Origin of the sequence: Mucilaginibacter sp. P19 (genome assembly GCF_050632265.1) — a bacterium.
GTDB lineage: Bacteria > Bacteroidota > Bacteroidia > Sphingobacteriales > Sphingobacteriaceae > Mucilaginibacter > Mucilaginibacter gossypii.
The window spans coordinates 2,639,826-2,653,497 of sequence record NZ_CP192586.1 but is presented as its reverse complement, the minus strand read 5'-3'; the positions used below and the strand labels follow the sequence as shown (position 1 = coordinate 2,653,497).

General features: G+C 38.4%; 11 protein-coding genes. 3 read left to right on the top strand and 8 right to left on the bottom strand.

Going from position 1 to position 13,672, the window contains the following annotated elements:
• Position 1: 1 nt before the first annotated feature.
• Entirely contained in the window at positions 2 to 2,485 is a 2,484-nt protein-coding gene (locus tag ACQ86K_RS12810; RefSeq protein WP_431200486.1) for a hypothetical protein, read from the bottom strand.
• Positions 2,486 to 2,532: 47 nt separating this feature from the next.
• Positions 2,533 to 3,186, bottom strand: a complete 654-nt coding sequence (locus ACQ86K_RS12805) for an SIR2 family protein (RefSeq protein WP_431200485.1) — start codon at positions 3,184 to 3,186, stop codon at positions 2,533 to 2,535.
• Between the two features lie 194 nt (positions 3,187 to 3,380).
• Here ACQ86K_RS12805 and ACQ86K_RS12800 point away from each other — a divergent pair, with 194 nt between their 5' ends.
• Positions 3,381 to 6,023: a KAP family P-loop NTPase fold protein gene (locus ACQ86K_RS12800; RefSeq protein WP_431200484.1), complete on the top strand. Its 2,643-nt coding sequence runs from the start codon at positions 3,381 to 3,383 to the stop codon at positions 6,021 to 6,023.
• A gap of 21 nt (positions 6,024 to 6,044) precedes the next feature.
• Here ACQ86K_RS12800 and ACQ86K_RS12795 read toward each other — a convergent pair whose 3' ends face one another.
• The 6 genes from ACQ86K_RS12795 to ACQ86K_RS12770 form a co-directional block, all read right to left on the bottom strand.
• Positions 6,045 to 7,715 carry a hypothetical protein gene (locus tag ACQ86K_RS12795; RefSeq protein WP_091170671.1) on the bottom strand — a complete coding sequence of 557 codons (1,671 nt, stop codon included), beginning with the start codon at positions 7,713 to 7,715 and terminating at the stop codon, positions 6,045 to 6,047.
• An 11-nt stretch (positions 7,716 to 7,726) separates the two neighbouring features.
• Positions 7,727 to 8,428 (bottom strand): tetratricopeptide repeat protein, encoded by a 702-nt coding sequence (locus ACQ86K_RS12790; RefSeq protein WP_431200483.1) that lies wholly within the window; start codon positions 8,426 to 8,428, stop codon positions 7,727 to 7,729.
• A gap of 1 nt (position 8,429) precedes the next feature.
• Complete coding sequence (locus ACQ86K_RS12785) at positions 8,430 to 8,876, bottom strand: hypothetical protein (protein WP_431200482.1); 447 nt, start codon at positions 8,874 to 8,876, stop codon at positions 8,430 to 8,432.
• 213 nt (positions 8,877 to 9,089) lie between these two features.
• Positions 9,090 to 9,473 (bottom strand): hypothetical protein, encoded by a 384-nt coding sequence (locus ACQ86K_RS12780; RefSeq protein WP_431200481.1) that lies wholly within the window; start codon positions 9,471 to 9,473, stop codon positions 9,090 to 9,092.
• Positions 9,474 to 9,603: 130 nt separating this feature from the next.
• Entirely contained in the window at positions 9,604 to 10,077 is a 474-nt protein-coding gene (locus ACQ86K_RS12775; RefSeq protein ID WP_431200480.1) for an HNH endonuclease, read from the bottom strand.
• Between the two features lie 32 nt (positions 10,078 to 10,109).
• The gene (locus ACQ86K_RS12770) at positions 10,110 to 10,859 is read right to left on the bottom strand and encodes a hypothetical protein (protein ID WP_091170655.1); all 750 of its coding nucleotides are present in this window, start codon (positions 10,857 to 10,859) and stop codon (positions 10,110 to 10,112) included.
• A gap of 875 nt (positions 10,860 to 11,734) precedes the next feature.
• Between ACQ86K_RS12770 and ACQ86K_RS12765 the strand changes: the two genes are divergently transcribed.
• The gene (locus ACQ86K_RS12765; protein WP_431200479.1) at positions 11,735 to 11,989 is read left to right on the top strand and encodes a hypothetical protein; all 255 of its coding nucleotides are present in this window, start codon (positions 11,735 to 11,737) and stop codon (positions 11,987 to 11,989) included.
• Positions 11,990 to 12,281: 292 nt separating this feature from the next.
• Positions 12,282 to 13,535, top strand: coding sequence for a hypothetical protein (locus tag ACQ86K_RS12760; protein WP_431200478.1), 1,254 nt, complete (start codon positions 12,282 to 12,284; stop codon positions 13,533 to 13,535).
• Positions 13,536 to 13,672 lie beyond the last annotated feature (137 nt).

The window sequence follows — 13,672 nt, the reverse complement described above, 5'->3', positions numbered from 1 at the left end:
ACTATATAAAATATCGATAATCATAAGTTATGCCTTCTCGCTTGGACAATAGCCGACCAATTCTAGCAATCTCATTAGACGAGTTTACGGTTGCCGGGAGTTGGCTATAAAGATCAAATGAATTCCAATTCATCTTCGTAAGTCCAAGTATTTCATTGGCGATAACTCCGATGTTGCTTTTGCCATGATGTTTGGTGATTTTTAACGGGCCAGGTATATATTTTCCACCCAAATAAAACTTATAGTTAGGATTCCGCACAGACGCTACAATGCCGTGTGTCCATAAATAAGCAGAATAATCATCAAACTGCATACAGGTGCCGCGAGGTACCGCAAAATTATCTGCGACGGGCATGCCGTCTTTCATCTTAGTGGCTACAAACCGAATATCGTCCACGAAGTTAATTTCTATAAGATCAAGTTCCTGCACACCATTGTGAAGCAAGCTGTCTTTTAATCCATTTATTTCGTCATCAGTATAGTAAGTTCTTTTATGTACCACCACACGTTTGGGTAATTCATTCATCGCCGTAAAGAACAATTCTTTGATAGACAAACCGAAACGAAATGCGTCATTATAACTTAAATGTGGGCGTTCCTGCTTGTCCCAATACAATTGATCTTCGACTTTTGATAGCTTATACTTCAGGCCCTGACCCTGGGAATTGTATATGTGACTACATCCCAAAACAATGCTACCGTTTTCTTCCTTACTGCTTCTTACGCTATATCCTATGCCCGCAAAAGCGGTATTTTTATCAAGATGCTGCAATATCCATGGCGTACGCAAGGTCTTTACGTAATATGATAATGAAAGCCACCAATTAATCTGGCATTTCAATTGGCTTTTTATAGTATCCTCATTGATAAACTGCGTGGCCACACCGTGTTCTGCACAATAAGCTTTTACATAATCATGTAGATCGAAATGTTCGTTTTCAATATGGAAGGAGGTATAAGTCAGCCAACGGTCAGGAATATAAATCACCAAGACTTTTTTTATCTCATTTTTGAGACTCTGATCTATACGGTTGATCACTTTATCCCGAAGATCAAAGGCTGTTTCTTGGAGCGTTTGTTTAGTCAACGGTTCTGGACACGTAAACCAGTTTTCGCTATTTACATCCGGTACATTGAGACTAACGCCATAGGCATCGAAAAAACCGGGGTAGTCGATCAGATAATCTTCATTAACCTTGTTCGAGCCAATCTTAACCACCTCCAGTTTTAAGAAGTTTGAAAATTCCTGTGCTTCTGCCGAGGGACAAATAGCAGCCAGATTGATCTTATTATCAAACAAGACCCCGGTCAAACCGCTATCATAAGGGCTATTTCGGGTAAGGCCACGCATCGGATGAAAATCTACAGGTGTAACATTCATCCCTGGATATTTACTGGAAAACTCCAGCTCAGGTTCTGCAAATTGCAGCCCCTTAAAGTGAAGTACTTGTTTAGGGAAATCTGCACTGAGTTGTAAGGGTGCATTCGATGATGGTTTGAATATCTTCGCAAATAACGGTAGCCTATAAATTTCAAAGCTAAAACCAGATGCTGAGGCAAGGGGATATTCCACAACAAACTTATCTTCCTTACCGGTAAATAGCAGCTTTCTCCATCCCTTGATATATTCGTCAAAAAAATTATTCCTAAGCTTGTCGAAATACGTACGTCCCACATCTTGCCTGATTTCTTTGCTGATCCGCTGGTCAGAATCGGCGGTCTCGATACGAAAATCGGGCTCCAAAGATAAATAATGCCTTTTTCCATCGTGACTGAGCGACAAGCGAACAGCCTCATGCGTAGAGTACAATACGTTCTGAATAATACGATTTGAAGTTGTCGCCGATTTCCAAATGAGGTCTTTGCCGTTAGAACGAAGGCCGTTAGGTGATGCGAGCGCTTTAGTCAAAGCTGTTAGCAATAGGTTATAAATCGCCGTATCTTTCCAAAGGTTGAGCCCTTTAATAGGTACACGAACAATACTGCTCTTGAATTGTCCGGCAAAGCATTGATTAATATCGGTTAAGGTACCCAGCGCCCAAACATAACCTTTAAACGGGACAGCGACAATGTTATATGGCTTTACCAATTCTTTGATCGATTTCCATGGCTGTAGGCCTGTCGCTAAATCCGATTCGAACTGAAAAGCTTCTTGAGGTAATTTGATCGGAAATAAATTGCCTTTGATAATAGAATGCAGATTACCCACGTCGATTTTGAAGGGCGACTTAATAATAGTTTCTTGCTCACCCTTTAAATATTCTGCGTACTTGTTCAATAATGACTGATCATCCCTGCAAACGATTTTTGATAGACTTATCATGAGTTTATCAAAGCCATCGGTAGGTATGTAATAGGCATCCCTACCATTGGCTCTGGCAACCTGTAGCAATTCTCTAACCGAAGGTGGAATATCATGCCCATAGCCACACCAGTATAATCTTCCTGAACCTCTTTTCGCATAGCTTTCCTTTAACGCGGCCATGATCGATCTCGTCCCGTCCACTGTAACCTGATACAATCAGATGTTTATCATTCAAATAGTCGATCAGTCTGGTTCGGAAGGTTCTCGTCCTGGGTTTTTAATTCACTGTCCGTATTTTTCAACGGCCCATATTTATAATCGCCATGCAATTTAATCAATAACATTTCCGAGCTGTTCAGTGGTCTTATTACCCGGTCTACTGAATCCAGTGTGACGTCAATTACAGTATTGCTGGTTTTAATGGCGGCGTCGCGGCAAAGATCATCGAAATTCGTTGTCCAAACAGATTTTATAAGTCCCGATTCATGCAACAGGCAAAGTAATTTATAGCCTACCGAAGGTTCTTTCTTTTCACATAACCGTTTGAAATATTTTTGCCGATCTGCCTCGATAGGATAACATTTCTCTACGTAGAAGGAGTATTCTTCCGCACTATTTAATAAAGGGTAGCTATTCTCATTATTCAGCCAGTTTTGGATAGTTTCACGAACTTGTTCGGAACGATCATCGAGTTTTAACTGAGAGTTTGAAATTGCTTTGGTGGCGTAGATATCTCTTTTCCATTCCCATATACAATCGCTTGCTGATTTAATACCGGAACTGATAGAGGCACCTGCACCAACGATTGTTGTAAAAAAATCTGTTTTACTGATTTCAACAGAACGTAAAAATTGATCAACTTCTAAGGTTAGGTCACTCATATTTATTATTTAGAAAACAATAAATATAGCCACTTAATTACAGACTGGGTAATCCGATTTTACACATATTAACATTGTAAAATAATTAGATTTTATAAGAGCAAAAGTGTTTATTATCTTCTTCCATTCGGTTCTATCAAGCATTAGAATTCTTTTACTGGTTATTCCGTAACTTTAACCAATTGATTTTTACTATGTTTTCCAATTTAAACCTTTTTCATACGAAGCTCCGTCAATTTTATAATTCTTTAACTGATATAAAAACAGTATTTATTGTCACTGCTATTGCCCTGAGCATCATCGGAAGGACTTCTATTATAAGTGTATTTGACCACTTATTAACAAAACCGTTTTTAAGTCACATTACAAGTTCGGCTTTTTCAGACGTCACGCTGATATTACTGACTTTAATTTATATTATCCTTATCGTTAAGCTCTTAGGCGAAAATACCCGCATTCATATTTTTCTTTTTTTAGCCGCTTTAACTTTGTTGACGGCTTATTTGTATTTCAGAGTCCAAGGTGTACATTATGATTATACACCATTCGTATTGTTTCGACAGATAAAATATGCAGATATTGTCATTTTGTTTTGCTCTGGAATGATCGCGTTAAAGGGCTTAGAGTGGTTGTCACCAAAATACCCTGTAAATTATTATGAAGACCCGTTTATTGCTGATCTACCCATCCGCCGGTCATCGGACGACCTGCTAAACAGAAAACAATTCGCAAAGAGAATTGCCGAAAAAATTCAATCGAAGATCGTTAAAGAAAATGCAGGTGCATTGGCAATAGGAATTACTGGACCTTGGGGATCTGGTAAAACATCTTTCGCTTATATGGTTCTTGAAAATTTAGACAAAGAACGAATTATAGTTCATTTTAATCCGTGGCGTAGCTCCAGTTCCTCTAAGATCATTGAAGATTTTTTTGAATTATTAATCGGTATTCTCAGCAAATATGATCCAAATCTTTCACGTAATGTTTATCGATATGCAAAAACTCTCACTCAAATAGATGAAAATAAATTTACCAAAGGACTGAAAGGCGTATCGGATTACTTTGAAGAACGTAATAAGAACGAACTGTACGATGCAGTAAATCGTTCAATTGCTACTATTTATAAACAGATCGTAATTTTCATCGACGACTTGGACCGTCTTGATAAGTCCGAGATTTTAGAAGTGTTGCGCATTATCCGTAACACAGCAAATTTCAACAATGTGATTTATTTGGTAGCCTATGATAAAGGATATGTCCTCGAAGCGGTAAAATCATTCAATCCCCACAACCATGCGTCCTTTCTTGAGAAAATATTCCAATTTGAGTTTTCCCTACCATTGTATGAGTCTGTTCTTATACGCAAATTTATCAGGGAGTTACTGGAACCGAAACTTTCGGAGGGCTTCAAGCAACAATTGTTGATCGTTCTGGACTCGCGTGGTTACAAGGCGCAAAAAATAAACGATGAACTAATACAAACCCATAGAGAAGCTATAAGATTATCTAATTCTTTGTTGTTTGAAATAAAGGACATTGAGGACGATATATTATTCTATGATTTTTATCTTTTGCAATTGTTAAAGATAAAATACCCAATTGTGTATAATGATATCATCCAATCCTGGGACACATTTTTTATCATTTATCACGAGAAAAATGAAAATTATTTCCGGTTTAGAAATGAAAGTGAACGTAATAAAGAAACAGGGGGCATCTCGGGCTATTTTGATCCGGTGAAAAAGAATGCAGAGTATAACAATGATAAAAATCAAAATACCGAGATATTTGCAAACTACCTAAACGAATTAAAGCAAAAGATAGGTTATAACGATAAAGACATCAGTAATATCAATTTGCTAATCAAAGAGTTGATCAATGCCGATCGGGTGCTGCAAAACTTAGAAAATGAATCATACAAAGCCTTTGTTCATCCTAATAATTTTTTTAAATATTTTGCCTTTCAGTTATTAGAAGGGGAAATCTCTGCTAAGGATTTTGAAAAGGCAAGGAAATTGTCATTTCAGGACTACGAGAAGATTATAAATGAATGGGTAAGTGACAATAAATACGGGGCCTTTTTAGATAAGTTATATAAAATCAGGGTATTTGTTAATCAACAAGAATTTGAAAATCACGTCTTAGCCTTATTTAAAGTTGGTAAAGATTATGTATCAAATGACAGGCAACTCGGGTTTGATTATAAACATCTCATGGAAATTTTAAAATATCCTGCGACTAGTCTGAAAACTACTGATATTAGATTGTACCCAGATCTCGTTAGCTATCAAGACTTTTTGCTGGACCTATTTGAACAAGCAAAATTTCCGGCGGAATTTGAAAGCAACCTTATTAACCAGATTATTTCTTACCAATATGAATTTCCATTGGATTTCTCCAAACTGGCAACTATTAATATGCAATATTTTCAAAGTTATCTGAACAAACAGGGAGATATTTCGAATACGTTCTGGAACTTGTTTCATAACTGCAAAATGAAAGCGAGTGACGGCTTATCAAAAGAAAAAAATGCAGAGGCAAAAACGTTATGTATCGATTATTATTTGGCCCATCTCTCTACGGAGAAATTGGGACAGTTGATCAACCAAACTAACCCAGACTCAGACTACTATTATTTCAGCCCTGATAATTTGAACTTCTTTTTTAATGATTTTCAGGAACTGGAAAACTGGCTAACCAAAGCCGAACAGCTTGACCGCCAACATCCCGCGTATCTAGAGTTTGTTGATTTTGTTAATAAGATCAAAGTCAACAATTTTAATTCCATCAAGTTTGATTTTAAACAGCTAATCCCTGTCAGATGGAGAAGTATGTAATCATCAACTGCTTCGCTTGCGCTATTTCAATAACTGTGTATCGACCGCAAGTATTTTACGATTGATCTTTGTAATTAAACTGTCGATCAACTGATTGGCAACTCGTATGATTTCATCTGACGATGGCATTTGGTGGTACATTTTCACCAACCAGGGATGAGTTTTATTGTTACCAATCATATAGTTGTAATCATTGAAAAATATAAACAGATCATCGATTACATCAAAAGCTTCAACACCAGCCTTTTTGAAGCCCTTCAAACTGATGGTTACTCCCAACTGTTGAGCAGTTCCTCGTTGGTACAGATAAAGTTCCAAGTCGTAAGAAGTATTGTATTCGAAGCTGTTGTTATCGAAGGTGCGGTAGAGGTTATGACTATTAAAAAGCGGATAAATCTCGCTTTCCAATGCTGTATCCGCATTGGTCATGATTTCCGGAAGTAGTTCTTTGAACAGGCGCATTATTGCCGCCGCATTTACTTTTTCCTTCAATTCCTCCTGGTTCGTAAACTGAGCAGCTAACCTTTTTAATTGATTAATGGGTTCTTCGTTAAGAACATTTGTTAAACTATCAGGCAATACGTCTGCCACTTGTCCCCGATTAAATGATGGCGGAAATAGCCGAACATGAATAGTATCGCTCCAAAACGAACCATCACCCCACTCTAACGCGACGAACAGCGGTACGATTCCGTTTAATTCTTCCAATACTCTTACCTCGTGAATACGGTTAATAAAATTTAATTCCGGCTGGTCAGCGGGATCTTCCGGCTTAAACGGAATGGTGATTAGTCGAGTAAGTTCTATTTTTACTATCCTATTCAATAAAGCTGAATTATTGCGATACTGTTGATAGTATTTATTAAAAAATGAGCCTGCCCGTGGATTGGATATTACTGCACCTAATGGCATGCTCAAATTTCGCTCGATAATCTCTTTAGCTAAATCTTTTCCTGATACAATTTTAAAATCACCATTTTCAAAAGTGAGATCACCGTCCATACCGGTTGAAATATCACTGCCAATATTGTTGGGGTTTCGCCTGATGACCGGTGGAGCTACTTTTACACAAATTTCCAGGTCGGTTTTGCTCTGTTCCCATTGGAACGCACCATTAATTAATCTGCCATCGCCTTGCGATTCAATAATGATATAACTTGAGGGCCTATCGGTCAATTCAACACTATAATCTCGTAAGCTTTCTATATTCCCACAAACAAATTCACTAACAGAAAATTTCCATGTGTCCTGATTGGCCGCTTTCCATATTCCCTCAAACATCAAATCAGGACTAAGACACACAATAGTAGTTGGGTCAGGAAATTGCTCCTTTTCCATGTTCTTTAATCTTCGATATGCCTCGGCTTCAGCCGTATGCTTCCATTGCAGCAATGTTTCTGCTGAATAGTTACCATAATTTGCGTCTATCAGCCAGGCATGGTTTCCACACATCCAAATGCCATTATTAACAGAACGCCGATCTTCGATGCTCATATCTGGAATGTAGCGGGGACCTCCCTGGGCTGCAGCATGTATGTGCGCCGCTTTGCCAACATTGACGACTTTATTATTATTGTTGGTATCAGGCCCAATCGTGGTTATATTGCATCCAGGATAACAGCACTTATAAGCAACCCTGCTGCCTAATATCCGTTTCGTATCCACGCTGAAATCATCCCTGCCTGCTTTCATTTGTTTTGATTTTATTTTCGACTACTGAAAACACTCTGCATTATTTTTGTGGCCTCTCGCTGGCGATTTGGGTCGAGTTTGACAGCTTCGCTAAAATTCTCGATTGCACTAGGAATGTTATTTAAATGGATTTGACAGATGGCAATATTAAAATAAAATGTTGCTTTCTCCCCACTAAATAGATGTTTTAAACCCTGACTATAAGTATCTATAGCAGCAGAATAGTTTTTTTGATCAAAATATTGCTTCCCCAAATTGCCGAATTTTTCCGTAGCGCTTTGGGTAGTACCGGATGGCCAAATTTTATACTTTTCTTTCACTGCATCTAAAAAATCCAATTCATCCGTATTTTCTAAAAGATGCGGGTATAGTAAACCATGATTTTTTCGCTCGAATACAATTCCAAAATTCCCTTGCTTGACATGTAGACCTACATAATTATAGTTGTCGCGGCTATTGAAAAAATTAATTGTATAACCGCCTTGTGCTGCATTTGCATGAGTAATAGGTACCATAGCGCCTGGGGTTAAATGAAATTGCATTTGCTGGGCAGGAAAGTAAGTGTCCAAATACCCCTCGTAAACAAATTGCTTCCCATCGAAGTAAACCTTTATCTTAAAACCCGCAACTTCCGGCAGATCCTCGTCTTCTATTACTCCATCCATTGCTTCCGTCAGACGAAGCAATAAGTCTCCCGCATCGGCATTTGTCACACTAAGAAAATTCTGTTTGGGATATTTTTTTCTCACCAAGCATATAACCCTGAAATCGGGAGAATGCTGGTTGTGAACCTATCCAGGAGCTTTCTACCTCTTTACAGAGTCCATTTTTGATTTCGAAAATGTAAGGGCGACCATCTTCAACAACAGCGTAAATATACTCGGTCGCTTGATCGGACAGTAAATGATTTGCCAATAAATTATCCGTAACTGCTTTCACTGAATTACCCGGTGAAAGAGATTTAAGGGCGATCTCAGCAAACTCTATGTTTCCCGCAAAACTAACACAGGAAAGCGCGTTTATGATAGTTGTTTTAATTACTGTTTCTCCAGCACTTACTTGCTGACCTTTATTAAACACATGACCCGTCGGAGCAGTAAGTTTTGTATCGCTGACAATGTAAATTTTTGATTGTTCTTTTCTGACGACGATAAGGCTCATATCAATAGTTTAAGAACCCAAATTTAACTATTGGAGACGGTTTTCTCTTTATCAGACTTTATTGGAAATGAATTCAAAAAAGCTGCTGTATCCTGAAAAACATGCTGACGAAGCCGATAGTCAATGATTAATCGGTAATATTCGCTATAGCCAACCAATGGTAATTGCTCTACCCAAAAAGCAAAAACAAAGCTACCGCCAAACAAACTGATCCTAATTCTTAAATTTCCTTGCCAAGAGGAAAAAAGACAGTGTGGGTATCCGGTACAGTGTTAATAATTTGATCCTTTTTTCTATACCACCCCGGAAACCATCTGTGCCAAGTAATACATAGTTGATATATGGGGTAAGAGCTCTATGCCCCTTTACTTGTGGAAAATAATGTATAAGAGCGTTAATCCCGATCTTAATTAATGCTCTTTCCATTTTTACTCCATCAAAGCTAAAGCCAACGTGCACAATCGGAGAACTTAGATCATAGTCTTTAAAACTCCCATATGAATTATTGATCAGAGTATCATTCAATAAATCTTCGAGAAATACTTCCGCCTCCACTATAGTCCTGGCCCGGACTTTTAGTTTCCCTTCATCATCCATAAACAGCCTTGGTGACAAATTCTGATATAGAGTATGATCTTGTGGAAGAGTACAAAACTGTATAGCAGATTTGCTCCCTTTCTTTTCGAAAAGGCGGGATCGACTATACTTACTGTTTATAAGGTTAAATTTAATATAGGTTAGCTGTTTTTTTCCGGGTGATAAAAATGCCGCTATCTTTTTTCCATTTTACAAAAGTATCGGCAAATAATCGTTGACTTTCTACATTGTCCGCCTCTACGTAAAATTTTTTATTCAATTTAAATAACTGCGGTCGAATGAAAACTTGCATTCTCACTTGTTGCCCGACCTCAAAAACAACATTATTTTTTTCATCGAATATCAATAACACTGGCGCTTTAAACGGAGCTGGATTACGCTTATTGGGATTGTATCCTTCGACACCTTCAACACTTCTAACAAGGCCAACAAAAGATTTTTGGTAAAGTTCAAGTTCTAGCGCAGAGAAGGCATTATTGCATTTCTCACAAACGCAGTCCATATATAGATTTTGTCCACCTAAACCAAATGGAAATACATGTTCGCCATCTTTACCAGTGTAAGTATTTCCGCAGTAGATACATTTTTTCGAAATATTTAGCATTACGAACAATAAGATTTATTTACCTATAATCTCTAAACATACTTTGGATCAAACAACTTCAGAAATTTACTCTTATTGAAATTGTACATATAGTTGTATTGAAAGAAACATTGGCAACCATGCAATACCTTGTTGTGTCTTCGTAACAGCGGCAAATCTACAAGTCCATTTTTTTCCATTGCCTGTTTCATAATTGCTCTGATATTTACACGCTTTCCAATTTGTACGCCACTCTCAACTTTAACAGCTATAATCGGTTCGTCTATGCCAATAGCAAAAAGGTATTTTTCCAGATTTAGGTTATAAGCCTGATGGCGGAAAGTGAACATAATTTGGGAATCAAGCTTCGTATTTGTTTTATAATCACGCTCAACTTCGTCAATATCATTGTAAAATTTTTCCACTTCCGTTGTGTTTTCATCCCAAGTGGCTGGATTGCTTCTCATTACATACACTTGTTTGAATTCATCTTCATTTAATAGCTCTATTTTAAAGATAAATACCACAGGCCCGTAGTGATTTGCTCTGCTATACTCTTTATGATGATCCTGTCCATCGAGATATAAATGATCCCATACATCATGATCTTTATCTTTTTGATCGGATGTCTGTGAAGTTTGGGCTAGGCCATCGGCCTCAACTTGGAACCTGGAAAGTAATGCTTTGGCGCGAATGAATGTCAATGACGTGGCGACGGTATTCGCGTGGTAGAGATATGTAACGTTTTTCTTCTGTAAAACCTGAAAAAGTTCTTTTGAGATTAGAGCATAGTCTTCAATCATGTTAAGGTTTGCTAAATTCAAATGTACCAATCAGTTGTGAAAAGAAAAAGCCCCTCAAATGAACATTCCATTGATATTGCGTTTACATTCTTAAGTGAACTTTATTCGTTAGTAGACGTCGGAGATCGAGTTAATTACTAATCACAAATTGTTAAATATCAGGGATTATTTGTTCCTCTTTTTTCTAAAATTTGTTTTACAATTGATAAAATGGCAGAAAGATGTTCTAAACGGCTCCCTTTATCCCCGCATCAAGTATTATTCGATTAAGATAAAAAGCGCTGTAAATGAATTATTTATGGCGCTTTGTGTTTTTAGACCTCACCAAATTAAACCAATCAATCGCTTTGTTCCGGTGACCTGCCGGTGATCTTTTTTATGGTACTTTCGCAGGTCACCGGGATGCTTATAAGTCATTGTTATTGAACTTGTTTAGTATTTAAACATCTTGATAACAGGAGGATATGCAACTAATTTTGTTCACTTAAAAGCTTCAGCGATGAACAAATCTTTTAACCTGCTCTTTTACGTAAAGAGATCAAAAACAAATTCCGAAGGCCTCGCTCCTGTTTAACTGCGTATCACTGTTGATGGCGTACGCATCGAAATCTCCTCTAAAGGCCATGTCTATCCCGACAAATGGAACGCAAACGTTATTCATCTTCGTTGCTTGTCTGGTTATTTTCAACGATCTTTTTGAGCTGCCCCATATCATCACTGATTTTCTTTAGCAGCACCATGGCATAGATTTGTGTGGAGTTGCTGTGGCTCTGTCTATAGCCGGCTGTGCCGGGGCACCCTTTGTGGATCAACAATCGAATACCAGGGCAACAATACCCAAGAACGCCGGGTTTGATCCATCAAATTATAAAGTTATGAGTACGCTGATTGATAAAAAAGCTGGCACCATGTCCACCCTTTATGCAAATGATATCGCCATGCGTGCAGCCCGGTCAGGCAGGCTGAGAGGTGCACGGGGATTAGCCATGGCTTTGGTAACCTGGAAACAGCAGGAGAATCCTTATTGGTACGGAAATAACATCCCGGGTGAATTATTGTCGGTTGAAATGCTTAGTTCAGACAACCGGACAGACAGCATCAGGTATACGCTTTTTGAAAGAAAAAAATAGCTTTTAACGGCTTATCAGCACAACCGAATCAAAGGAAAAATTTTATCTTAGACCAGAAACCTTCAATTATGCCCTAAAAATATTTTAAGCGCTAATGATCCGAAATCCCAGAGCAAAGTCAAGCAGACCATTTTATCTTTATTTTGCGATCACATGCGTTTGGCTTGCGATTTTTCTGCCTGCAAAGGTCCGGGGGCAATACTATGGCTATCCAAAGCCTATACCTGCGGCCATGGAAAGCTATTTACAGTTACAGCTAAAACATAGCAAGCCCGACTTAAACCAGGTAAAGGTGCTTTTAGATCTGGCTAACCTATATTATAATAAACCCTTGCGAAAACAGTCTGATCTAAACACTGCCCAAGGTTATGCGGAACGGGCAGGAAAGCTAAGCGGACAACTTAAATATACGCAGGGTTTTTCCCTCGCCCAGATCCGGATGGCTGAAATATTAAGTGATCGTCACCGTGTTGCCGAAGCAGATGCTTTATTGCCATCCGTTACAGGTGGCGAACGGATTAACATGCTGCTGACTTTAAGCTACAAAAATTTTTATGAAGCTAATGAAATTACGGATGGCTATTACGGTGATGCGCTGAAATATGCACGGCAGGCCAGGGATTTGTCCCTTAAGGCAAATGATAAAGAAAAAGAAATCATCGCCAGGGTCCTGTTGACCTATTTCCGCTATTATGGTAATTATACCGGGATAGAAGCAGACTTTACAGCCCTGCTTAAAGATAGTGAAACGGCACATCATCCCTATCTCGAGTACGTGTACCTGCCAATGTACGTTTATTACATGGCTACTGGTGATTATAAAAAAGGTTTTGAACTAGCCCAAAGATCCCTGGAACTTGAGAAAAGATTAAATGATCCGCTTGCATTAGCTGACTGTTACGGCGCTTTTGCAAATTTTTATAACAGTAACAAACAACCGGAAAAGTTTATTGAATATCTGAAGCTAGCGATTGATGCACAAAAGGTCCATCCCAGCATGTTCAATGATGATGCTCCTAAATTAGTTACCCAGGTGTCGGCCGCGTTACGAGCCATGAAGCGTTACGGCGAAGCGATTGACTACCTGCAAAGAGGAATGCGAGAGTTTCCAGCAACAGGATCAGAAAATGCGCGCTATGAAAGTGAGTTAGGCCGCTGTTACCAAAAGATAAACGTTAGAAAGGCTGAAAGGCATTTACTCAATGCTTATAATTATTTGAACAGCGTACACGAGGCCTTTCGGGCCGATCATCAGGAGATGGCACAGTTCTATGTCGAGACGCAGTCCTATGCCAAAGCTCGGCCCTATCTTGACCGGATTTCTAACGAGGTAAAACAAAAACTTAAAATATCTACGCGTAGCGAGATCGAGTACATGTATTTTAAGGTTGATTCAGCAACTGGTAATTACAAATCTGCGATAGCACACCTGAGCCGTAACAAACAACTTGATAATTTTTATTTAACCGAAAAAAAGAACAAAGACATTCAGGAATTGAGTATTAAATATGAGACAAAAAAAGGAAGACCAGATCAAAATACTTAACCAAAATTCCGCTTTAGAAAAGGGAAGACTACAACGTCTAAATCTAATCAAAAACGTGACTATCGTCGGTATTTTCCTCGTAGTGGTCATTGCCGCCTTATTCTACCGGCAAAGTACTATCCGTAAAAAAACAACCT

What these genes read in the sequence shown, in the direction of transcription:
- ACQ86K_RS12800 (WP_431200484.1), top strand. Translation starts at nt 3,381, where the DNA reads ATGTTTTCCAATTTAAACCTTTTTCATACGAAGCTCCGTCAATTTTAT.
- ACQ86K_RS12780 (WP_431200481.1), bottom strand. Translation starts at nt 9,473, where the DNA reads ATGGATGATGAAGGGAAACTAAAAGTCCGGGCCAGGACTATAGTGGAG.
- ACQ86K_RS12785 (WP_431200482.1), bottom strand. Translation starts at nt 8,876, where the DNA reads ATGAGCCTTATCGTCGTCAGAAAAGAACAATCAAAAATTTACATTGTC.
- ACQ86K_RS12770 (WP_091170655.1), bottom strand. Translation starts at nt 10,859, where the DNA reads ATGATTGAAGACTATGCTCTAATCTCAAAAGAACTTTTTCAGGTTTTA.
- ACQ86K_RS12775 (WP_431200480.1), bottom strand. Translation starts at nt 10,077, where the DNA reads ATGCTAAATATTTCGAAAAAATGTATCTACTGCGGAAATACTTACACT.
- ACQ86K_RS12795 (WP_091170671.1), bottom strand. Translation starts at nt 7,715, where the DNA reads ATGAAAGCAGGCAGGGATGATTTCAGCGTGGATACGAAACGGATATTA.
- ACQ86K_RS12765 (WP_431200479.1), top strand. Translation starts at nt 11,735, where the DNA reads ATGAGTACGCTGATTGATAAAAAAGCTGGCACCATGTCCACCCTTTAT.
- ACQ86K_RS12810 (WP_431200486.1), bottom strand. Translation starts at nt 2,485, where the DNA reads ATGGCCGCGTTAAAGGAAAGCTATGCGAAAAGAGGTTCAGGAAGATTA.
- ACQ86K_RS12805 (WP_431200485.1), bottom strand. Translation starts at nt 3,186, where the DNA reads ATGAGTGACCTAACCTTAGAAGTTGATCAATTTTTACGTTCTGTTGAA.